General features: G+C 58.2%; 25 protein-coding genes and 1 pseudogene. 14 read left to right on the top strand and 12 right to left on the bottom strand.

Annotated elements, in window-relative coordinates:
- From RCI20_RS09385 to RCI20_RS09395, 4 genes are read left to right on the top strand one after another with little or no spacing between them, the layout of a single operon-like run.
- Entirely contained in the window at positions 1-363 is a 363-nt protein-coding gene (locus RCI20_RS09385; RefSeq protein ID WP_306604690.1) for a NifB/NifX family molybdenum-iron cluster-binding protein, read from the top strand.
- Entirely contained in the window at positions 353-508 is a 156-nt protein-coding gene (locus RCI20_RS17745; protein ID WP_373691506.1) for a DUF2141 domain-containing protein, read from the top strand. Before RCI20_RS09385 ends, RCI20_RS17745 begins: the two co-directional genes overlap by 11 nt.
- An 18-nt stretch (positions 509-526) precedes the next feature.
- Entirely contained in the window at positions 527-1,504 is a 978-nt protein-coding gene (locus tag RCI20_RS09390; protein ID WP_306604691.1) for an SLAC1 anion channel family protein, read from the top strand.
- Positions 1,505-1,556: 52 nt separating this feature from the next.
- On the top strand, positions 1,557-1,814 hold the full coding sequence (locus tag RCI20_RS09395) for a YfhL family 4Fe-4S dicluster ferredoxin (protein ID WP_306604693.1): 258 nt from the start codon (positions 1,557-1,559) through the stop codon (positions 1,812-1,814).
- 276 nt (positions 1,815-2,090) lie between these two features.
- Here RCI20_RS09395 and RCI20_RS09400 read toward each other — a convergent pair.
- From RCI20_RS09400 to RCI20_RS09410, 3 genes and pseudogenes are all read right to left on the bottom strand, one after another.
- Positions 2,091-2,235 (bottom strand): annotated as a pseudogene (locus tag RCI20_RS09400) (transposase); the annotation flags it as partial.
- 183 nt (positions 2,236-2,418) lie between these two features.
- Positions 2,419-3,621, bottom strand: a complete 1,203-nt coding sequence (locus RCI20_RS09405; protein WP_306604695.1) for an ammonium transporter — start codon at positions 3,619-3,621, stop codon at positions 2,419-2,421.
- Between the two features lie 158 nt (positions 3,622-3,779).
- On the bottom strand, positions 3,780-5,012 hold the full coding sequence (locus RCI20_RS09410; protein WP_306604697.1) for a murein transglycosylase A: 1,233 nt from the start codon (positions 5,010-5,012) through the stop codon (positions 3,780-3,782).
- Between the two features lie 47 nt (positions 5,013-5,059).
- On the opposite strand from RCI20_RS09410, the gene RCI20_RS09415 reads away from it, so the two are divergent.
- Together RCI20_RS09415 and RCI20_RS09420 are read left to right on the top strand one after the other, a co-directional pair.
- Complete coding sequence (locus RCI20_RS09415; protein ID WP_306604699.1) at positions 5,060-5,950, top strand: ATP-binding protein; 891 nt, start codon at positions 5,060-5,062, stop codon at positions 5,948-5,950.
- Entirely contained in the window at positions 5,947-6,903 is a 957-nt protein-coding gene (locus RCI20_RS09420) for a Nudix family hydrolase (RefSeq protein ID WP_306604701.1), read from the top strand. The genes RCI20_RS09415 and RCI20_RS09420 overlap by 4 nt, the downstream gene beginning before the upstream one ends.
- Before the next feature lie 9 nt (positions 6,904-6,912).
- Here the strand turns inward: RCI20_RS09420 and RCI20_RS09425 are convergent, their stop codons facing one another.
- The 5 genes from RCI20_RS09425 to RCI20_RS09445 form a co-directional block, all read right to left on the bottom strand.
- Positions 6,913-7,119, bottom strand: a complete 207-nt coding sequence (locus RCI20_RS09425; protein WP_306604703.1) for a DNA gyrase inhibitor YacG — start codon at positions 7,117-7,119, stop codon at positions 6,913-6,915.
- Complete coding sequence (gene zapD / locus RCI20_RS09430) at positions 7,116-7,874, bottom strand: cell division protein ZapD (RefSeq protein ID WP_306604705.1); 759 nt, start codon at positions 7,872-7,874, stop codon at positions 7,116-7,118. Before zapD ends, RCI20_RS09425 begins: the two co-directional genes overlap by 4 nt.
- Positions 7,875-7,936: 62 nt before the next feature.
- On the bottom strand, positions 7,937-8,560 hold the full coding sequence (gene coaE / locus RCI20_RS09435; RefSeq protein ID WP_306604707.1) for a dephospho-CoA kinase: 624 nt from the start codon (positions 8,558-8,560) through the stop codon (positions 7,937-7,939).
- Positions 8,557-9,276, bottom strand: coding sequence for an SPOR domain-containing protein (locus RCI20_RS09440; RefSeq protein WP_306604709.1), 720 nt, complete (start codon positions 9,274-9,276; stop codon positions 8,557-8,559). The genes coaE and RCI20_RS09440 overlap by 4 nt, the downstream gene beginning before the upstream one ends.
- Positions 9,277-9,517: 241 nt before the next feature.
- On the bottom strand, positions 9,518-11,824 hold the full coding sequence (locus tag RCI20_RS09445) for a cache domain-containing protein (RefSeq protein WP_306604711.1): 2,307 nt from the start codon (positions 11,822-11,824) through the stop codon (positions 9,518-9,520).
- Between the two features lie 221 nt (positions 11,825-12,045).
- Here RCI20_RS09445 and RCI20_RS09450 point away from each other — a divergent pair, with 221 nt between their 5' ends.
- The 3 genes from RCI20_RS09450 to RCI20_RS09460 all read left to right on the top strand — a co-directional run bounded on the left by RCI20_RS09450 (position 12,046) and on the right by RCI20_RS09460 (position 14,615).
- Complete coding sequence (locus RCI20_RS09450) at positions 12,046-12,558, top strand: DOMON-like domain-containing protein (RefSeq protein ID WP_306604712.1); 513 nt, start codon at positions 12,046-12,048, stop codon at positions 12,556-12,558.
- A gap of 28 nt (positions 12,559-12,586) precedes the next feature.
- Positions 12,587-13,807, top strand: coding sequence for a DUF1343 domain-containing protein (locus RCI20_RS09455; protein ID WP_306604715.1), 1,221 nt, complete (start codon positions 12,587-12,589; stop codon positions 13,805-13,807).
- A gap of 241 nt (positions 13,808-14,048) precedes the next feature.
- Complete coding sequence (locus tag RCI20_RS09460) at positions 14,049-14,615, top strand: hypothetical protein (protein ID WP_306604717.1); 567 nt, start codon at positions 14,049-14,051, stop codon at positions 14,613-14,615.
- Between the two features lie 91 nt (positions 14,616-14,706).
- Here the strand turns inward: RCI20_RS09460 and RCI20_RS09465 are convergent, their stop codons facing one another.
- The gene (locus RCI20_RS09465; RefSeq protein WP_306604719.1) at positions 14,707-14,874 is read right to left on the bottom strand and encodes a hypothetical protein; all 168 of its coding nucleotides are present in this window, start codon (positions 14,872-14,874) and stop codon (positions 14,707-14,709) included.
- Positions 14,875-14,943: 69 nt separating this feature from the next.
- Here RCI20_RS09465 and RCI20_RS09470 point away from each other — a divergent pair, with 69 nt between their 5' ends.
- The 5 genes from RCI20_RS09470 (at position 14,944) to RCI20_RS09490 (ending at position 18,808) form a co-directional block, all read left to right on the top strand.
- A complete protein-coding gene (locus RCI20_RS09470) occupies positions 14,944-15,234 on the top strand; it encodes a hypothetical protein (RefSeq protein ID WP_306604721.1) in 291 nt (96 codons plus the stop codon).
- 182 nt (positions 15,235-15,416) lie between these two features.
- A complete protein-coding gene (locus RCI20_RS09475; protein ID WP_306604723.1) occupies positions 15,417-15,662 on the top strand; it encodes a DUF4160 domain-containing protein in 246 nt (81 codons plus the stop codon).
- On the top strand, positions 15,634-15,882 hold the full coding sequence (locus RCI20_RS09480) for a DUF2442 domain-containing protein (protein WP_306604725.1): 249 nt from the start codon (positions 15,634-15,636) through the stop codon (positions 15,880-15,882). Before RCI20_RS09475 ends, RCI20_RS09480 begins: the two co-directional genes overlap by 29 nt.
- 24 nt (positions 15,883-15,906) lie before the next feature.
- Positions 15,907-17,175 carry an SLC13 family permease gene (locus RCI20_RS09485; protein WP_306604728.1) on the top strand — a complete coding sequence of 423 codons (1,269 nt, stop codon included), beginning with the start codon at positions 15,907-15,909 and terminating at the stop codon, positions 17,173-17,175.
- Positions 17,176-17,233: 58 nt separating this feature from the next.
- Positions 17,234-18,808, top strand: coding sequence for an ATP-binding protein (locus tag RCI20_RS09490; RefSeq protein WP_306604730.1), 1,575 nt, complete (start codon positions 17,234-17,236; stop codon positions 18,806-18,808).
- Here the strand turns inward: RCI20_RS09490 and ftsX are convergent.
- The 3 genes from ftsX to ftsY are packed head-to-tail and all read right to left on the bottom strand — an operon-like array spanning position 18,805 to position 21,379.
- Positions 18,805-19,704, bottom strand: coding sequence for a permease-like cell division protein FtsX (gene ftsX / locus RCI20_RS09495; protein ID WP_306604732.1), 900 nt, complete (start codon positions 19,702-19,704; stop codon positions 18,805-18,807). The two genes, RCI20_RS09490 and ftsX, sit on opposite strands and share 4 nt — an antisense overlap.
- Positions 19,701-20,351, bottom strand: coding sequence for a cell division ATP-binding protein FtsE (locus RCI20_RS09500; RefSeq protein WP_306604734.1), 651 nt, complete (start codon positions 20,349-20,351; stop codon positions 19,701-19,703). Before RCI20_RS09500 ends, ftsX begins: the two co-directional genes overlap by 4 nt.
- Entirely contained in the window at positions 20,348-21,379 is a 1,032-nt protein-coding gene (ftsY, locus tag RCI20_RS09505; RefSeq protein WP_306604737.1) for a signal recognition particle-docking protein FtsY, read from the bottom strand. The genes RCI20_RS09500 and ftsY overlap by 4 nt, the downstream gene beginning before the upstream one ends.
- Positions 21,380-21,468 lie beyond the last annotated feature (89 nt).

Here is a 21,468-nt window from a genome sequence, read left to right on the forward strand (position 1 = left end):
ATGTACATTGCCGTGACTAGCCAGAACTCCCGCAACATCACCGGTCACGCCGGCAAATGCCACAGGTTCTGGGTGTACGACATCGAGCAGGGCAGCGTGAAGGGCAAGCAACTGCTGGAGCTTCCCATCAAGATGCCCCTGCACGCGCAACAAGACGTCTGGCCTGAACCTCTCGCCGGGATCAACGTCCTGATCAGCGGGGGCATGGGGTCCGGGCTTTATCGCCGCTTGATACAGAGCGGCATCCTGCCCGTCATCACCGTCGAGGATATCCCGGATCAGGCGATAGCCGCCTTTCTCGCCAATGCGCTGGAGCGTTTTCCGCCACAAAGCCATCACCCATGTCATGACCATGCCCACTGAACCAATACTCAAGCTGCACCTGAGCATCTTCCCGATAGAGGGTTACGGCTTGTCGAATAATCCGAAAGTGATGGGGCCACCGAAGTATGAGGACAGTGCTTTTGATTTCCGGCTACCGGAAATGCGTATCTTGGTTAAATCTTGACTACTGATTCATGAAGCGATGAGCCAAAACCCTGTGGAACAAAATCCCCCCCGCCTCAAATATTTTCCCGTGTCGTGGTTTTCCACGGTGATGGGCTTGTCCGGCCTGTCGATTGCCTGGAATCGGGCCGAGCACTTTCTTGACTCGGGGTTTTGTATCAGCTCCGTCCTGCTTGCCCTGACCAGTATCTGGTTTTTCCTACTGCTCTTTATCTACGCCCGAAAAATCATCAACTATCCGGAAGATGTGCTGGCAGAAGTGACTCATCCGGTGAAACAGGCCTTTGTCCCAACCCTCTCAATCAGCCTAATTCTTCTCTCCATTGCGTTCATGCAAACCGCACCGGAGTTTTCCTACTGGTTATGGGTGATCGGTGCGCCACTCCATCTTGGCCTGACCTTCTATGTACTGTCTTCGTGGATGCATCATGACAAGTATGAAATCGCCCATTTGAATCCGGCCTGGTTCATTCCGGTGGTCGGCAACATTCTGATCCCGATTCCCGGCATGCAACATGGCATTCCGGAAATTTCCTGGTTTTTCTTCAGTCTTGGCCTGTTCTTCTGGCCAGTGCTGACGGCCAGTATTTTCTATCGACTGATCTTTCACACCGCTCTGCCAGAGCGGTTGATGCCAACTTTATTCATTTTTATTGCCCCGCCGGCCGTTGGTTTTGTCTCGTGGGTTAACCTGACGGGCGGAGTGGATGCCTTTGGGCGCATTCTGTATTCCATCGCCATGGTGTTCACCCTGCTGCTCTTGTGTCAATTCCATCACTTCCGGCGTATCCAGTTTTTTCTGTCCTGGTGGGCTTATTCCTTCCCGCTGGCCGCCATGACGATTGCCAGCTTTCTCATGGCCAAAACAACAGGACAAGGCATGTTCCTCTGGATTGGCGGTGGCTTGCTTGCCCTGCTGAGCGCCCTGGTTTTTATGTTGATCTGGCGAACCACGGGTGCTGTTTTGCGGCGGGAGATTTGCGTGCCGGGACACTGAATGTGTTCTTGAGTTATGTGTTTAAAGACTGAAATTTAAAAGGAGAACTGCCATGGCGTTAATGATTACTGAAGAATGTATCAATTGTGATGTGTGCGAACCGGAATGCCCGAATGAGGCCATTTCGCAAGGTGCCGAGATCTATGAAATCGACGCGGGGAAGTGTACCGAATGTGTCGGCCACTATGATCAACCGCAGTGTGTTCAAGTCTGTCCGGTAGACTGTATTCCGAAAGATCCGGCCCATGCCGAGTCGGAAGAGCAGCTCTGGACGAAATATGAAACACTCACGGGCAACGCGCGCCCCTGATCAATACACCGGAAGGACATCAACCCGTGTTTCTGGTCTTCATCTTCCTGATTCTTTCTGCTTTGGGTGCTTACCTTTTTCCAGATTTGTCCTGGATCACCGTGCTGCTGACTTCCATTTTCAGTGTCGCGGTCTTCCGTTTGTTTCTGTTTTTTGTCGAACGAGGCGGCACAAGACAGTAGCAAAACGCTTGAGCACGAAGATCATTTAAGAATGGTTGTAATGTGATGATCAACCATCGGGCCGATCAGGAAATAGACATAACGGCTATCCGTGGATCTCACGGACCGTCATGCCGCGGGCAGTGCGACAGAATCTTGTAGTCGAAACCCGTCCAGCGGGTCTGGTGCTTGGGAATCAGCTACGGCTCGACAGTGCCGTGCCGGTCGCGGAGGATTTCAATCGGCAGTTCGCCGAACTCAATAGACCCATACAGCTTATCGACGGGAACGTCCGGAACTCGACCGTTTACTGACTTCTATTTTTATGGTGTCAGCGACAACTTTGGCCGAGAAGTAGATGTCCAGATAGTGCTAAGTCCGCCAATAGCACTTGCCGGACTTAGTTGCCACATGATTTCGATGGACTTTATTTTCCGCAATCATTACCAGCTCGGTTCGCGCTCCGGCGTTGCGGTAATTTGGTGGATGCTCAGGTCAGCTCCCTGATATTCGTCTTCCTGATCGAGGCGCAAGCCGAAAACCCGCTTGAGCAGGCCGTATACCGCAAAACCGCCGGCCAGTGCCACAACAATGGCCAACGAGGTCATGATCAACTGCGACATGAAAGATACGCCGCCGGCACCACCCAGCGTCTGGCTACCAAAGATCCCGGCAGCGATTCCACCCCAGGCACCGCACAGGCCATGGAGCGGCCAGACGCCGAGTACGTCGTCGATTTTCCAGCGATTCTGGGTCAAGGTGAACATGATGACAAACAGTGCGCCGGCAACAGCGCCAACCACCAACGCCCCCATCGGGTGCATGAGGTCTGAACCGGCACAGACAGCCACCAGGCCGGCCAAGGGGCCGTTATGCACGAAACCCGGATCGTTTTTGCCGAAGACCAAAGCGGCCAGGGTGCCACCGACCATCGCCATCAGGGAATTAATGGCGACCAGACCGGAAATGTTTTCAATGGTCTGCGCGCTCATGACATTGAAACCGAACCAACCCACGGTGAGAATCCACGCGCCCAACGCAAGAAACGGGATGGATGAAGGTGGATGTGCCGAAATACGCCCATCCTTGGTGTAACGGCCATAACGCGCACCAAGCAGGAGCACAGCCGGCAGCGCAATCCAGCCACCCATTGCATGCACCACAACGGAGCCGGCAAAGTCGTGGAACTCTGCACCAAAAGTTGCCTTCAGCCAGGCCTGAACACCGAAAGCCTGATTCCAGGCGATTCCTTCAAAAAAGGGATAGACGAAACCGACCAGCAGAAAAGTGGCCATCAATTGCGGGTAAAACTTGGCGCGCTCGGCAATTCCACCGGAGATGATCGCCGGGATTGCCGCGGCAAAAGTCAGTAGAAAGAAGAACTTGGTCAGTTCATAACCATTCTTCTCCATCAGGGTTTCGACACCGGAGAAGAAGTTGATGCCGTAGGCGATGCTGTAGCCGATAAAGAAATAAGCAATGGTCGACATGCTGAAGTCGGTCAAAATCTTGACCAGCGCATTGACCTGATTTTTCTTGCGGACCGTGCCTACCTCAAGAAAGGCAAAGCCTGCGTGCATGGCCAACACCATGATGCCGCCCAACAAGATGAACAATACATTGCTGCCGGATTGATAGCTTTCCATCAGACTTCCCCAAATGAAATTTTGGAGCAGGAAAAGCAAGCACCATTCCAGTGCGCAAAAATCGTTTCAAATCAGTGCAGTGGAAAATAATGCACCAATATATACAGCACCATTACCGTGCATCAATGCAAGCGATGCCCCGGTATCGTGCGCGAAGATCAGTTCGGGCTGTATCCCTTGGGTAACAACACCCACATCCGGCCATTTTGTTTCATGCGCCCCGCCAGTGCGCCGGCCTCTTTACCAAAGCCCCAGAAGAAATCGGCGCGCACCGCCCCCTTGATCGCACCGCCGGTATCCTGAGCCATGACCAGACGATTCATGGCTTGCGTCGAATTGGGCCGGGTCGTTGCCAGGAACACCGGCGCCCCCAAAGGCACCGAACGAGGATCAATGGCAATGCTGCGCTCAGCCGTCAACGGCACGCCCAACGCCCCCTGCGGGCCATCGTCGCTGGCCGGCATTTCACGGAAAAAGACGTAGCTCGGATTGGCGTTCAACAACTCATTCAGACGTGCCGGATTGGCCCTTGCCCAAGCCTGTATGCCCTGCATCGAAGCCTCTTCCAGCTTGAGGTCACCGCGCTCGACAAGTACCCGACCAATCGAACGATAAGGATGGCCGTTCTGATCCGCATAGTTCACGCGCATCAGGCTGCCGTCGGGCAGGCGAATCCGCCCAGAACCCTGAACCTGCAGGAAGAACAGTTCGATGGGATCATCCACGTAAGCCAGCGTCCTGGCTGGCAGCTTGCTGCCCTGGGCAAGAATCTCGCCGCGCGGCCAGTAAGGCACCACCTTGTTGCCCTCGACCCGGCCACGCACCCGCTTGCCTTTCAATTCGGGGAAAAGATCGCCCAATTCAATCGTCAACAAGTTGTCCGGCACTGCGTGCAAGGCATGGGCAAATTTCTTGCCGGACTGGCGACTGCCGTTCAGCAGCGGTTCGTAATAGCCTGTCACCATGCCGTCGACCGCAACATCGGCCGCTGAAATGCCATGCGGCTGCAGGTGTTTTTCAAAAAACTCGCGCACCGCCTTGTCCGATTTTCCATCGACCTCGGCGCTCAGGGCGCAGACCGGCCGCCAGGCTTCGGCGCCGGCCCGATTGCGCAGACCACGGCAACTTTGCAGGAATGCCGGCCAAGCTGCCGAATGGGCGTCATCCTGCCAGCCTGGCAATGCCGACCAGTCAGCAGGCGTCAGCGTGCGGGAAAACTCCACTGGCGTGACCGGCTTGCCGGGTGCCGGGCAAACCGGACAGGCCACACAGACCGGACAAGGCGCAGGCTTCTCCGCTGCCTTCTCGGTCGGCGCCCCTTTCGAGGGAAGCATGGAACAACCCGCCAGAAAAAGGCTGACGGCAAACAAGGTAACTTGGAGTTTTCGCATGGCTTTCGTTAGAGTGGGCAACTTTGTCACGCAGTATACCTTTCCCCATGATCGACTCAGTCCAACTCGAACGCCTGCTCTCCCGTGCCGAACACGTTCTCGGCCGCCTGGAAGCCGCCCTGCCACCAGCCCCGCCGATGCCTGACTGGAAAGCTGCCGTTGCCTTCCGCTGGCGCAAATCAAGCGGGCGCGGCTGGTTGCAGGCGGTAGCGAAGCCACATCCGATCCGGCTGGCGGATATCGAAACCGTGGACGACCAGAAAGCCCGTATCGTTGCCAATACTCGCCAGTTCGTCGCCGGCCAAGGGGCCAACAACGTGCTGCTGACTGGTGCCCGAGGCTGCGGCAAGTCTTCGCTGGTCAAGGCGGTACTCAATGAATTTTCGGGCGAAGGTCTGCGCTTGATCGAAGTCGACAAGAACGACTTGATCGACTTGGCAGACATTGTTGACCTGCTTGACGGTCGACCGGAGAAATTCATCATTTTCTGCGACGATCTATCGTTCGAGGCGGGAGAAACGGCCTACAAGGCGCTGAAGTCCATCCTTGATGGCTCGGTCGCCGCGCCACCCGACAATGTGCTGATCTACGCCACATCGAACCGGCGCCACCTGATGCCGGAATATTTTTCGGAAAACCTGGACACCCAGCGAGTTGATGACGAAATTCATCCGGGCGAAGCCGTCGAGGAAAAAATCTCCCTGTCCGAGCGATTCGGCCTGTGGATTTCCTTCTACCCCTTCTCGCAGAATGATTATCTTGCGGTCTACGCGCACTGGGCACGGCAATTCGGCATTGCCGAGGCCATCATCGCAGCTTGCGAGCGCGAAGCACTGAACTGGTCGCTGTCACGCGGCTCCCGTTCCGGTCGGGTGGCCTGGCAATTTGCCCGCGATCTGGCGGGACGCCACTCGTCAAACAATGGAAATACCCCATGAGCCCCGTCGTTGAAGTCGCTGCCGCAGTGATGCTGCGCGCCAACGGGCAGGAATTCCTGCTTGCCCAGCGCCCGGAAGGAAAGGTCTATGTCGGTTACTGGGAGTTTCCGGGGGGCAAGGTCGAGCCGGGGGAAAGCATTCGCGCTGCCTTGATTCGCGAACTCCATGAAGAACTCGGCATTACGGTCACCGAATGCTCGCCCTGGCTGATCCGGGAATTCACCTATCCGCACGCCAAGGTCCGGCTGAATTTCTGGCGTGTCACCGCGTGGACCGGAGAAATCGGCATCACCGCGCCATTGGAGCATTCTGCGGTCGACTGGCAGCAATGCGGCAAAACCGCCAACGTCGCCCCCATCTTGCCAGCCAATGGACCGATTCTGAAAGCCCTGTCATTACCCGACACCATGCTCATCACGATGGCGGAAATTGAAGGCGAGACGATGCAGATGCAACGCCTGCAAGCCGCTCTCGAGCAGACGAAAGACAGCGGACCAAGCCTGATCCAGATCCGCGACAAACAACTGCCCAGCGAACAACGCCGGGCGTTCGCGACGAATGTCATCAAGCTGGCACGCCAACACGATGCCATCGTCGTCATCAACGACGATGCCGAACTCGCCCGCGCCTTGGGTGCCGATGGTTTGCACCTGTCGTCGACCAGCTTGGCAAACTGCACCGAGCGTCCAGACTTCAACTGGGTTGGGGCCTCTTGCCATACGAACGAAGAAATCAGACGGGCCGGCGAACTGGGGCTGGATTACGCCGTGCTCGGCCCCGTGCTGGCGACCCCCAGCCATCCGGAGAATCCGGGCCTGGGCTGGACAGAGTTTGCCACGCGTTGTTCAGGTAACGCGTTGCCCGTATTTGCCCTGGGTGGCATGCGCAAGGCGCTTCAGGAAACGGCAACCCAGCACGGAGCACACGGCATTGCACTGATGCGCGGCTGGTAAGCAGGAATGCTAGCGGTTTTGCTCGAGGAAATCAGGCCCTGGCGCACCGAGTTCCTCGTCAGTGACCTGACCGGGAATGCAATAGCTTTCGGACGCCCAGGCACCGAGGTCAATCTGCTTGCAGCGCTCGGAACAAAACGGCCGCCAGGCATTCTCCGGCGACCACAAGGCATCTTTGCCGCACTGTGGGCAGCGAACGTAACGCGGCTTGCTCACAGATTACAGAACGTCAGGTCGAACTCGACATCGCGCTCGCAACCACGTGCTTTCAGCTCATTCACTGGCGGCTTGGTAAAGCGGATGTTGAGAAAATATTTATTGGCACTGACTTCCGGCACGGCGGCTTCGTTGGCCGACAGAGAAACGCGCACCATCTGGGCCGATGTACCGCCGAGATTCAATTGAAATTGCCCGTTGACCGCAGTATGCGTTTGGGGATGCCCGCTTGAGCGCAGCAAGCGCAGCACAATCGCCGACGCATCGCGCAGGGCGAACAAAGGCTTGCTCCAGGCTTCGAGCGCTGTCCGGCGCACTTCCACCGAACGATGCAACCACCAGTGGTAGGACGGCAGATCGAATTCACACACGCCACCCGGAATGGCTGCCCGACTCTTGATGCTCATCAACCAGTCGTTGTCACGCAAATACTGGCCAATCTTGCCGCTCATGCCCAGCAAAGCCGCCGAGGATTGTTCGATTTCGTAAAGCGCGCCAGATAGCGCCTCTTCGGAAATATCGGGATTATTGCGAAAAGCCAGCAGCGTCTGACGCTGCCTTTCGAGTTCCTGGATCAGATCCATCTTGAGATCGGCGCGACCGGCTGCCTCAAGAATTTCAAACAGGGTCACCAGTGCTGCGTGGTGCTCGTGCTGACCATCGGACTGTGCGAAATATGCCGTCTTCTCGAAGAGATCTTCGAGGCGCAAGAGCGTTCGGATACGCTCATTGAACGGATATTCGTAGGTGATCACGCAGCTTATGTCCCGGAATTTTGAAAAAATTTTCTTTATTCTGAGCCATTTGCATGCAAATCTCAACAGCTTGCTTTAAGTTTCTTCGCCGCAAGTTGCAGATATTTCCGGTGCAAATCCCCGATTTGCCCTGCTACAGCGGCCAACCCGCTGTCATTCAGCAACACATCATCGGCAATTGCCAAACGCTGGGCACGCGTTGCCTGTGCCGCCAGAATTGCCCTGACTTCATCGACAGTCATACCATTGCGCCTCCGAACCCGCTCTATTTGCAAGCTTTCCGGGCAGTCGACCACAAGAACCCGGTCGCAGCGCTCACGGTAAGTCCCGGACTCGACGAGAAGCGGCACAGCCAGAATGACGTAAGAGGATTCCGCCATCCGGCAGCGCTCGGCTGACAGCGTCCGGATCAGCGGGTGCAGGATGGCCTCAAGTCGCTCCCGCATCTCAAGGTGGGCAAAAACCAGGCGCCGCATCGCGCCCCGATCCAATGCCCCATGTGCATCCAACACACCAGTGCCAAATGCCTCGATCAAAGCCGGCATGGCAGCCCCCTCTGGGGCAGTCAGTTCGTGGGCAATGGCATCGGTATCGACCAGCACAACCCCCAGAGCAACGAACATATCCGCGACGGTGCTCTTCCCGCTGCCAATCCCGCCCGTCAAGCCGACAACGTAATCGCTCACTGGCAATCTTGCGGTTTATTCTTGGGAATCGCCTTGAGCACGGCTGCCAGCAGTGTTTCACGCGCATCTACAGGGCCTCGCACCTCAAGGCGTACGTTCCCATCCTTGTCCGGCCGAACGCCAAGCCGTGCGGAACGAACCCCCTGCGCCTGCAATTGGTTCAGCCGTTCCCGAGCACCTTTTTCGCTGCTGAACACGCCAAGGGAAATTGCATTCCGGCCGGGTCCATCCTGAACGATGAAGTACTCATTCACGCCAAGCGCCCGCAACTCACCCGATTTTTTGTCTGCAGCAGCCCGATCGGCAAGGGGCGGAATATGTACCCACCACCCGGTACCCTCACCATTCGTTGCTACCTGCTGCAGCTTGAATTCGGGAAACCCCCGGCTGACCACACGGGAAACACGCTCAGCCTCGACTTGTGCCAAAGCCCCCCAAGCCAGGCAAACCAAGACCGGCGGAGCTTCAGAAACAGGCGGCGGCTCACTTACAGCCGGAGGCTCAACCAGCTCTGGCAGCGGCGGAGGTTTTGCCACAGATTCCGGCAACACGGGCAGTGGCGGCTTTTCTCCGCGCGACACGATGCGAATACTTTCCGGACTGACCTGCTGCTCAAGATGCACGGCGTCATGCGCAGCGGAGCCTCCCAAATGGCCGGCCGAAAAAGCATAAAAAATCAAGTTAGCCAGAACGAGCAAAAAAATGAGCGGTTTCACGGAATCAACCAAACTAGGGCAAAGACTTCAACGACTCGACGATGGGTACAGCTGGGTATCTTGCAAGGTCCACCAGTTGCCCGGAGAAATACGGGGCATTCGACACCATCGCGAACTGATCATGCGCAATGGTGTCACGAAATCCATCTCTCCGAACTTTTTTGCTTCGATCAGTGACCGGGCACAATCTTCAGCGCGTCAGCGGGGGCTAAAAGAGCCATGCCCCACCAACGCTCCGACCTCAGCCTTTGACCTGGAAGAAGTTGGTCAAATCCTGCAACTGGGCAGCCTGTCCACCCAACTCTTCCGCTGTCGCGGCAAGCTCCTCGGAGGCAGAAGCATTTTGCTGGGTTGCATTATTCAGCAAGCCCATGGCGCGATTGATCTGGCCGACGCCTGTCGTCTGCTCCTGCGAAGCAGCGGCAATTTCCTGCACCAGATCGGAGGTTTTCCTGATATTCGGCACCATATCCTGCAACAAGACGCCCGCATGCTCGGCCAATTTGACGGAGGAAGCAGCAACCTGGCTGATTTCCTGTGCCGCCACCTGGGAACGTTCGGCCAGTTTTCGCACCTCGGCCGCGACCACCGCAAAGCCCTTGCCGTGTTCACCTGCGCGTGCCGCCTCGATAGCTGCATTGAGCGCAAGTAAATTGGTCTGGTAGGCAATGTCATCAATAATGCCGATCTTGCCGGCAATTGACTTCATCGCCGCTACCGTCTTGCCGACAGCCTGGCCGCCCTCATCCGCCTCGCTCGCTGCGCGCGCCGCCATACTGTCGGTCACCTTGGCGTTATCCGTATTCTGGGTCACCGACTCGGTCATTTGATCCAGGCTGGCCGTGGTTTCCTCGACGGATGAGGCTTGCTGCGACGCCGATTGAGACAGTGACTGGGCAGTCGATGAAATTTGACCCGCCGCATTCGACAACGCATCGGCGGCCACAATAATCTGGGCAATTGTCGTATTCAAACGGTCCAGCGTATTGTTGATCGTCTCCTTCAGCGTGGCAAAGTCACCCTGATATTGACCGCGCACACTCTGCGTCATGTCCCCCTTTTCCATCGCCTGCATGATTTTCTGAATTTCTCGCACAGGGGAAACCACGGCATCCAGCGTGGCATTGACGCCTTCTACAATGCGCCGGAAATCACCCCGATGCTGGCTGGCATTGGCCCGGGTCTCCAGACGACCGGCCACTGCGGCATCCGACAGCAGGTTGGCATCGTCCACCAGGGCCTTGATATTGGCGCGCACTTGCTCAATGGTGTCGTTGATCGAGTGCTTCTTGCCCGGAAACGACTCCAACGGCGCGTCCATGTTGCCTTCGCCGAATTCATGCACGCACGCCATGGCCTTTTCACTGAGCACAATGTGCCCGGCGACCATCGCGTTCACGCCACTGGCCATTGCCTGATAAGCGCCCTCAAAACGTTTCTCGTCGATCCGGACATCGGTTTCGCCAGCATCATGCTCAGCCGACATGCGGTTCATCTCTTCGATCAGGGTATTGAGCGAGGCGATACACGTGTTGAGATTGTTTTTCAGCGTATTGAAATCGCCATTGTAGTTATCGGTGATGGCCGGCGGAATATCACCGCGGGCAATCCGGTCGACATAAGATGCCGCCACGTTGAGCGGCCCGATCACTGCATCCAGCGTTGCATTGAAACCGGTCACGACTTGCTGGAAGCCACCGTGATGCTGCGCGACATCGGCGCGCGTCGACAACCGACCGGCAATGGCCGCCTCGGTCAGGGTCGCCACTTCTGCCCGCATGCCTTGCAAGCTTTTCTGCACATGCTGGGTGGCCACAAGAATATCGCCCATCTCGTTCTTCAGCACGACATCGGCGGCGTGATCGAAATCGCCCTCCGCGAGCTTGTCCGTCGCAATGACCACCTGGCGAATGGAACGCGACAAATCGCGCATCAGCGACAGGGCAAAAGGAATGATCAGCGCAAAGATCACGACAGCGATCAGGGCTTGTACCTTCGATTGCCGGATCATTTCCTGATCCATGTCTTCGATATAAATACCGGTACCGATCACCCAGCCCCAGGGCGCAAATCCCTTGACGTAGGACAGTTTGGCTTGCGGCACATCCGAGCCGGGCTTCGGCCACATGTAATCACTGAAACCTGCACCGTCACGGCGGACAATTTCGATGAACTCGGAAAAGAAGTGCTTGCCGTTCGCATCCTTGAGCGCGGACAGATCAGTGCCATCCATCTGCGGCCGGATCGGATGCATCAGCATCTTGTTCTGCATGTCGTTGAGCCAGAAATACTCGCTGCCGTCATAGCGCAGCTTGCTGACCGCACTCATTGCCATTTGCTGTGCCGCTTCTTCGCTCAGGCGGCCAGCCTGCTGCTCGGCATGGTAATGCCCGAGCAAGGCATGAACGGTTTCAACCACGTTTCGCGTCTTGTTTTTGCGGTCTTCAAGAAGATTGTCCCGCAGGGTAAACAGTCCGACAACAATGCTGAGGGCGATGCCAAGCAAGGCGATCAATACAACAAGTCGGGTTTTAGTCTGGATTTTCATGAGTACCCCAGAGGAATTGCAAAAAAAAGGAGAAATTTCCGCCGCAACCGGGATGCTATCCGATCAAACCAAACAACAGAAGGCAACAGTCCCGGCAGACTGGGTTAAAGTACCGCCACGCTACCAATTCCAGCGGCCAAACAAAACATTCATTTGTCGTGCAGGTTTTACTTCCCTCCCATTCCGCAACGCATTTCCCGGATAACCATGTCGAAGCCAGCGTGACTGGCGGAGAAAATGGCCTTTGCCGCATGGTTTATCGCATTGTCGCCGCCTGCCGGAAGAACACTGAGTGCCTGAGCCTGCCAGCCGCGGTTGGAGAAAGCGGATTTGCCGACGAACTCTGGCAAGACACCTGCTGCGAAGCCTTTGTCGCCTTACCAGACCGAACGGCCTATCGCGAGTTCAATTTTTCCCCCTCCGGGCAGTGGGCGATCTATGACTTTGCCGATTACCGCCAAGCCATGCGCCGACACCTGCCGGACGCCCCCCCAAAAATCGACTGCCAGCCGACTCCCGATGGCTTCGTATTGACGGTTGATCTGCCGCGTAGCCTGCTCGGCCCGCCGCCCTGGCAAATTGGCCTGAGCTGCATCCTGAAATACACCGACGGTTCGGTCGACTACCGGGCGCTCAGCCATGCAGGCGAGCGCCCGGACTTCCACCAGCGCGCCAGCTTCACGCTGCACCTGGATAGTTTGCCCCCAAGTTTTGACTCCCCAGACTCCTTTTGAATCAGTCCTTTTGAATCAGGCTTTCATCATGCAATTCGGTATCGACCGCCTCATCGCCGACCCTGCCCTGCGCGCCCCGCTGGCCGGTCGGCGCATCGCCCTGCTGGCGCACCCGGCATCCGTCACGGCCGATCTGACGCACAGTCTCGATGCGCTGGCTGCGCTGCCCGGCCTGCAACTGAGTGCAGCCTTCGGCCCGCAACACGGCATACGCGGCGACAAGCAGGACAACATGGTCGAGTCGCCGGATTTCATCGACCCGCGCTACGGCATTCCGATCTTCAGCCTGTATGGCGAAGTCCGCCAGCCGACCGCGGCCATGATGGAAACCTTCGACGTGCTGCTGGTCGACCTTCAGGATCTCGGCTGCCGCATCTACACCTTCATCACAACGCTACGTTACGTGCTCGAAGCCGCTGCCGCGCATGGCAAGAGCGTGTGGGTGCTCGACCGCCCGAATCCGGCTGGCCGGCCGGTCGAGGGCTTCACGCTGCGGGCCGGCTGGGAAAGTTTCGTCGGCGCTGGCGAAATGCCGATGCGTCACGGCCTGACGCTGGGCGAACTCGGCCGCTGGTTCATCGACCGGTTGCAACTCGACGTGGATTATCGCGTCATCGAAATGCAGGGCTGGCAGCCCGACGCTGCACCCGGTTACGGCTGGCCGCTCGGCGAGCGGGCCTGGATCAACCCCAGCCCGAACGCCCCCAACCTGAGCATGGCCCGCGCCTACGCCGGCACCGTGATGCTTGAAGGCACAACATTGTCGGAAGGCCGCGGCACCACCCGGCCGCTGGAACTGCTGTTCGGCGCACCGGACATCGACGCCCGCGCCGTACTCAATACAATGCAGCAGATGGCGGAAAAATCGGCGCCGCACTGGCTGGCCGGCTGCAAGCTGCGCGAATGCTGGTTCGAGCCGACCTTTCACAAATTCTGCGGTCAACTGTGCCACGGGCTGCAAATCCACTGCGAAAGCCCGCATTACGAGCACGCCGCCTTCAAGCCCTGGCGCCTGCAGGCACTGGCCTTCAAGGCCATCCGCCAGCTTTACCCGGATTATCCGATCTGGCGCGACTTCGGTTACGAATATGAATTCGACCGGCTGGCCATCGACCTGATCAACGGTTCGCCGCTGCTGCGCGAATGGGTCGACGATCCGGCAACCACCCCGGCCGACCTGGAAAGCGCGCTTCTGGCCGATGAAAGCGCGTGGACCGCAGCCCGCGAGCCGTATTTGATTTACCGCTGATCAAGCCCCCGCAGCGCCCTAATCCAGTAGCTGTCACCGACTGCGAAATATCACCTGAGTTGACCACCTGAAGTCATCGGAGCTGACCATTGATTATCGATATCCTGAGCAGCAATCCATTTGGCAACATTCGGCCCTCATCGGTCGTTCAGCAAATTTTTCCAAAACTGACACTCAGGATGACAATTGCATTGAGCGTGTCAGTACAATGCAACTTAGCTGGGCTCGGTTGCGTGCTCACATGTCGCAGCAAGCCGCACCAGTTAAGAAAATTCAAATACTAGGCATCAACATGAACACCCAGCCGCAGTTGTCTGAAGACACAGATCAACTCTTTCGAGCTATCGGACGGGTCGTTGTCCAGTTTCAGTTGTTGGAACTCTGGGTAGCAGAAGCGCTGAGTTCGAAATTGAGCATGACGTCTGAAACCGATCGCCACCTTATTTCAGCCGCGATGAGCTACCGGCAAAAAGTTGACCTTCTTTTCGAACTCTATGCCAGACATGGACAGCCAAGTTCTTCGTTCAACCAAGTGATTGCGAAGAAAGCACTGGTTACGGCAGAGGAATTCCGTAATCGCATCGTTCACTCACTCTGGTCCGTAAAGGGAGAACCTCGACAGTGGGTACGAACGAAAGCAAACCTTCGAGGTCGAGATGGATTCGTTTTGAGGGCTAGCCCAGCCCAAACCACTCTTCTCGAAGAGGCAGCGAGCGCCATGACAAGAGTTCGCGCATGGGAAGAGGGCAATGAAAGCGCGCTGAATGAGGCAATCCGACTACTGTCCTCACAAGAAACTGATGCCTAACCCTCCGGTTTAGGCATGGTTTTGCCGTTAGGACTCTACGCTGGGCAAGCATAGCAGTACGCGAAGATTTGAGCCTGGCCCCTTTGGCACTTCAGGCGCCGCTCTGGTCGTTGCGGTAACGGATGTCGACGAGGGAAAGGTCGAATTCGTGCTCAAGCAGGTGATGCACGGCATGCTCGAAACTGCCCGGCAGCAGCAGCTTCTCCAGATCCACCGCCAGGAACCTCGGGCTGGTGTCGATTGCTTTGTAGCGTGCCATCGCCGTCTCCTGAACTCGTCTTCAGGTTTGAACCTTGTTATTCCATATGGTTCACGGCACGATGCCGGGATGAACACTATTTTTCTACAGCTTCGTTGGGTTTTTAAGGAGATTATCTTGGCAACACGAGAAGAACTACAAGACTGGGTTGTTGAAGCAATTAGTGCGAAGGGGGGCTCAGCATCAATTGTTCAAGCGGCAGAGCACATCTGGAAAAACCACGAGAAAGAATTGCGCGCCTCTGGCGACCTTTTCTTTACATGGCAGTACGACATGCGGTGGGCTTGTACTCGCCTTCGTGAGCGCAAAATTGTGCAGTCTGCGGAGCTGTCAAAACGTGGCGAGTGGCGTCTTGCCTAACATCCCGCTCCAGCCGACTGTCAGCCACCTGCGCTGCCTGCCGTCGGCTGAGCTAGCACGTTGAATGTCCGCTTTTCCAAGCTACCAACTTCCGCATTGGGTCGAAACGAGCCGATCAGGCAGACGCGATTCGGTGGTCAGGTGAGTGCGATTTCACTACCGGCTGCACGATGGTATAAATCATGAACATGGCCCCCACCGTACTCCGCGAAGGACAGTTCCGCCTTTTCTTCTTCTCCCGCGAGGAAGCGCGCATTCATGTGCACGTTTCTCACCCGGAAGGAGAGGCGAAATTCTGGCTGACGCCTGAAGTTTATCTAGCGACGTCCACCGGACTGAATCAAAAACAGCTTCGCGAAGCGCAAGCCGTTATCGAAACCCATCTCGGGGAGATCAAAAATGCCTGGCACCGTCATTTCGGCACCTGAAGTAACGCACATTTCAAAACACGGTCTGTGGTTGTTGATTGCCGACGAAGAAATCCTTCTGCCGTTCGAGCATTTTCCGTGGTTCCGGCAAGCGACCATCGAACAGATATCGCACGTTGAAGCGCCAACCCCGGCGCATCTTTATTGGCCTGCGCTGGATATTGACCTTTCGGTCGAATCGATTCGCCACCCGGATGCCTTTCCCTTGGTCGCCCGCTGAATCCGGCAAACACATCAGTCATTCTTGAATCTCGATCTCGCCGCCCCCTTCCTGACCATCGAGCAGCACCCGCTGCAGACGGCCATCGTCGCGATCTTTGCCGTCGTCTACCTCGGCATGTTCCTCGGTGGCTTGCCCAAGCTGAAGCTCGACCGCAGCGGCGTGGCGCTGCTCGGCGCCATTGCCGTGGTCGGCATCGGCGCCATGACGACCGATGAAGCGGCGCGCGCCATCCACCTGCCGACCATCCTGCTGCTCTTCGCTTTCATGGTCGTGTCGGCACAGATGCGGCTCGGCGGCTTCTACACCGAAGTCACCCGCCGCGTCGTCGCGCTGCCGCTCGGCGAACGCGGCCTGCTCGGCGTGCTGATCCTGGTCGCCGGTGCACTGTCGGCGGTGTTCTCCAACGATATCGTCTGTCTGGCGATGACGCCCATCGTCGCCCATCTTTGCCTCGAACGCGGTTATCCGCCGGTGCGCTGGCTGGTCGGTCTGGCCTGCGCCGCCAATATCGGCTCGGCCGCAACGCTGATCGGCAACCCGCAGAACATGCTGATCGGCAGCGTGCTGCAACTCTCCTTTGGCGACTACCTGCTGCACGCCTTGCCGCCGGTCGCCCTCGGCCTGCTCGCGCTGTGGCTATGGCTGGTTTTTGCGCCGGATTTGGCCCAAATAACCCAGTCGACCGCAAAAATTGAAAAATTTGCGGTCGACGAGGAAAAACTGCCCATTTTCGACCGCTTCCAGACCATCAAGGGACTAATCGTCGCTACGGCGCTGCTCGTCATTTTCCTGTTCACCGACTGGCCGCGGGAAGTTGCCGCACTGGTCGGTGCCGGCCTGTTACTGCTCTCGCGTCGCTTCCATTCATCGCACGTGATGGGCTTTGTCGACTGGGAACTGCTGGTCTTGTTCATCGGCCTGTTCGTGGTCAACCACGCTTTCCAAAGCACCGGGCTGGCCGCCCTGGCCGTCGGCTGGCTGACCGGCCACGGGATTCATCTCGGCGACACCGGCCCGCTGTTCGTCATCGGTGTCAGCCTGTCCAACCTGGTCTCCAACGTACCGGCCGTGATGTTGCTGCTGCCCCACCTGAAAACCCCGGAAGCCGGCGTCACGCTGGCGCTGGTCAGCACGCTGGCCGGCAACTTGCTGCTCGTTGGCTCGATTGCCAATTTGATCGTCGTCGATCTGGCGCGCCGCGCCGGTATCCGCATCGACTGGCGGCAACACTTCGCCATCGGCCTGCCGGTCAGCTTGATTACCTTGGCCATTGTCTGGCTCTGCCTTTGAGGTTGCCGGCTCTATAATCTTAAGGACCCGCCTCTCTGCCCGAGATTTCGCGCCCATCATGCAAGCACAACCCTCCCGAAAAGCCGGTCGCAATGTTCCCCGGATCATCCGATTGCGGCGCTGGTGGCTGCTGCCGCTGGCACTCTGGGCGCTGGGCAGCACGCTCTATTACTTGAACAACCAGCGCCAGGTACGCGAACAAAGTATGGCGATTGCCATCGAAGGTGCGCGCAACATGTTTCGCATGGTGGTGCTGACGCGCAACTGGAATTCTTCGCACGGCGGCATCTACGTACCGGTGACGCCGCGCACCCAGCCCAACCCTTATCTCGAACATCCCCGCCGCGACCTCATGACAACGGACGGCGTGGCGCTGACCATGATCAACCCCGCCTACATGACCCGCTTGATCGGTGAAATGGCCGAGTTGAATGCCGGCGCGATTTTCCGCTTGACCAGCCTGCGCCCGATGCGCCCGGCCAATGCCGCCGACGCCTGGGAAGCACGGGCTCTGCAGCATTTTGAACAGGGGCAACGCGAAAGCTGGTCGGTCGAAGCCAGTCCGACAGGCCCATTGCTGCGCTACATGGCACCACTGCTGATTCAGGAAAGCTGCCTGCATTGCCACGCCAAGCAAGGCTACAAGCTGGGCGACGTGCGCGGCGGCATCAGCGTGTCGCAAAAATACGAAGCAATCGAGCAAGCGGTGGCCCGGCAAAGCCACGAAACGCTGATTGCCACCTTGAGCACCTTCCTGTTGATCAGCAGCTTGGGCTGGCTGTTGCTGGAATTGTTGCGTCGCCGCTGGATGGAACTGGCGAGCCAATTCCACGAGCTGGAAGAAACCCAGCACCAGTTGCTGCAGGCGGAAAAGCTGGCCAGCATCGGCCAGTTGGCAGCCGGCGTCGCACACGAAATCAACAACCCGGTCGGCTTCGTCAATTCCAATCTGGGCAGCCTGCGCAACTACAGCCAGCAGATGATCGCCCTGCTCGAACAATGCCGTGCCGGGCAAGGCAAGGAAGCCGATTTCGTTGCTGCCGACTTCGATTACCTGCGGCACGACGTGCTCGATCTGCTACAGGAATCACAGGATGGGCTGGGACGGGTCACGCGCATCGTCAATGATCTGAAGGACTTTTCCCGCGTCGACCGGGCAGAGGAGCAGGATTTCGACCTGAATGGCGGGTTGGACAGTACGCTCAACGTCGTCTGGAACGAGGTGAAATACAAGGCTGAGGTGGTTCGCGATTACGGCGAAATCCCGCTGCTGCGCTGCGTTGGCGCACAGATAAACCAGGTCGCGATGAATCTGTTGCTCAATGCCGCCCACGCCATCGCCGAACACGGCACGATCACGCTGCGCACCGGACACGATGCGCATACGGTCTGGTTCGAAGTCGCCGATACCGGCAGCGGCATCGCCCCCGAGGTGCTTCGCCGGATTTTCGAGCCCTTCTTTACCACCCGCCCGGTCGGCAAGGGGACCGGGCTCGGGCTATCGGTGTCCTACGACATCGTGCGCAAACACGGCGGACAAATCCACGTCAACAGCCAGCCCGGACAGGGCAGTTGTTTCCGGGTCAGCTTGCCCAAGGAAAAGCAGACCTCACCGGAGCAACCCGCCGCTTAATCAAAACTGCGCAAGGACAGGCTGACCGACAATTGTGCGCCTAGCCAGCCGAGCAGCGCGCCCAAGCTGGCCAGCAGCATGACTTCGCTGCCTTCCGGCGCATGCAGCGTGAAACTGCCACCGTAAAGTGCTGCCAATTCACCAATCGGTGTGGCCAGCAGATGCAGCGCGCCGAGCACCAGCAAGGCGGCAAGCAGACCGCCCAAGGCCCCCTGCAGGGCGCCGAAGTAATAGAAGGGACGGCGGATGAAGGCATCGGTCGCCCCGATCATCCGCGCCACCTCGATCTCCGCCGCCTGCGCCATGACCTGCAGGCGAATGGTGTTGAAGGTGACGGCCACCAGCCCGGCGCCGAACAGCCCGGCCAGCATCAGCACCGCCAGCTTGCCGAGGCGCAGGAAAGCGTCGAAACGTTTGACCCAGGCCGAATCGAGTTGCACATGTGCGACCTTCGGCCAGCCGGCCATTTCCTGACGCAAAGCTTCCAGCGTGGCCGGCGCGGTGTCGGCCGGATCGACGATGAAGGCATCGGGCAGGGGATTGCGCGGCAGGCTGGCGACGATTTCAGTCATCTCCTCGCTCTTTTTCAGGCGCTTGAGCGCCTCATCGCGCGGCACGAAGGTGATTTTTGCGGTCGACAGGGCTTGCAGGCGATTTTCTATCGCCGCCACTTCGGCTTTTGTCGCTCCGACCTCCATGAACAGGCTGATCTGCTGCACACCGGACGCACTGCGCCCCAACTCGCGCAAGTTGTCCAGCGCGACGTAGCCAAAGGCCGGCAAGGTCAGCGCAATACCGATGGCCAGCAGGGACAGCAGGGTATTGAACGGCGTCGCCCACAAGCGGCGCAAGGCCAGCCCGAGGGCGGCACGATGCTGCGACAGCCAGGGATTCATATGAGCCTCCCGTGATCCAGGCGCAGCACGTTGCCCTGGCAATATTCGACCCAGGCCTGATCGTGCGTGGCGACGACGACCGTTACGCCGACCCGGTGAAAATCGGCAAACAGTTCCAGAATATCCTGCGCCGACTCCTGATCGAGATTGGCCGTCGGCTCGTCGGCCAGCAGTACGGTCGGCCGGTTGACCACGGCCCGGGCGATGGCCAGACGCTGCTGTTCGCCGCCGGACAAGGCAATCGGATTGGCTTTCTCGCGGGCCAGCAGGCCGACCTTGTCGAGCGCCGCCTGCGCACGCCGGATGGCGTCCTTGTGCGACAGGCCGGCGATGTGCAGCGGCAGCATGACGTTATCCAGGGCGCTGCGGTCGAACAGCAGTTTCTGGTCCTGAAAGATCAGGCCGAAGTGACGCCGTACGTAGGGAATCGCGCTACGCCGCAAGGCCGACAGGTTTTGTCCGTTGACCACCAGGCTGCCCGAAGTCGGTCGTTCGATCGAGGCAATCAGCTTGACCAGCGTGGTCTTGCCGGCGCCGGAGTGGCCGGTGATCAGCACCATCTCGCCGGCGTCGATTGAAAAGCTGATATCGCGCAGCGCTTCGTAGCCGCCGGGATAACGCTTGGTCAGATTGCTGGCAACGATCATTGGTCGAACAGTGCGTCGACGAAATCTTTGGCGGAGAACGGGCGCAGGTCATCGATCTGCTCGCCCACACCGATGAAACGGATCGGCTTCGGACACTGCCGGGCAATCGCCGCCACCACGCCGCCCTTGGCCGAACCGTCGAGCTTGGTCAGGACAAGGCCGGTCACATTGACCGCCTTGTCGAAAGCGCGCACCTGCTGCAAGGCGTTCTGGCCGATGTTGGCATCGAGCACCAGCAAAGTTTCATGCGGGCCAGCCGGATCGATTTTCTGGATCACGCGGCGCACCTTGGCGATTTCTTCCATCAGGTGCAACTGGGTCGGCAGACGACCGGCGGTATCGGCCAGCACGATGTCGATGCCGCGTGCCTTGGCGGCGGAAATCGCATCGAAAATCACGGCTGCCGGATCGCCGGACTCCTGCGAAATCACCGTCACGTTGTTGCGCTCGCCCCAGGTCTGCAACTGCTCGCGGGCAGCGGCGCGGAAGGTGTCGCCCGCCGCCAGCAGCACGCTCTTGCCCTGTTGCTGGAAATATTTGGCCAGCTTGCCGATGGAAGTCGTCTTGCCGGCACCGTTCACCCCGGCAATCATGATCACGTACGGCTTGTGGGTACTGACATCGAGCGGCTGCTCGAGCGGCTGCAGGATGGTCAGCAAGGCGTCGGACAACGCTTTTTGAATGGCTTCCGGCGTTTCCAGCTTGTCGCGCTTGGCCGCCTTCTTCAGTTCGTCGAGCAGATGCGTGGTCGCCTCGACGCCGACATCGCTGGTCAGCAGCAGGGTTTCCAGCTCCTCGAGCAATTCGTCATCGACCTTGCCGCGCGAGAAAATGCCTTTAAGCTTGCCACCGAGCTGGGCTCGGGTCTTGGCCAGCCCCTTGAACAGACGTTCGCGCCAGGACAGCTTGGCGGCAGGCGCCTCGGCCGCTGGCGCAACTGGGGCTTCAACCGCGTTGTGCGTGGCATCAACGACGGGCACCGCCGGCGCGGCAGCCTCGGGTTTGGATTTTTTCAGGAAACTGAACATGGGTGTTAAGGTCTCAGGCCTTGCTGACAGGTGGACAGGCAAGCATTAAGATGCCGTCCAATTTTGTGCAAAAACAGATGCAAAAAGCG

The sequence above is a fragment of the Azonexus sp. genome (genome assembly GCF_030824335.1).
Taxonomy (GTDB): domain Bacteria; phylum Pseudomonadota; class Gammaproteobacteria; order Burkholderiales; family Rhodocyclaceae; genus Azonexus.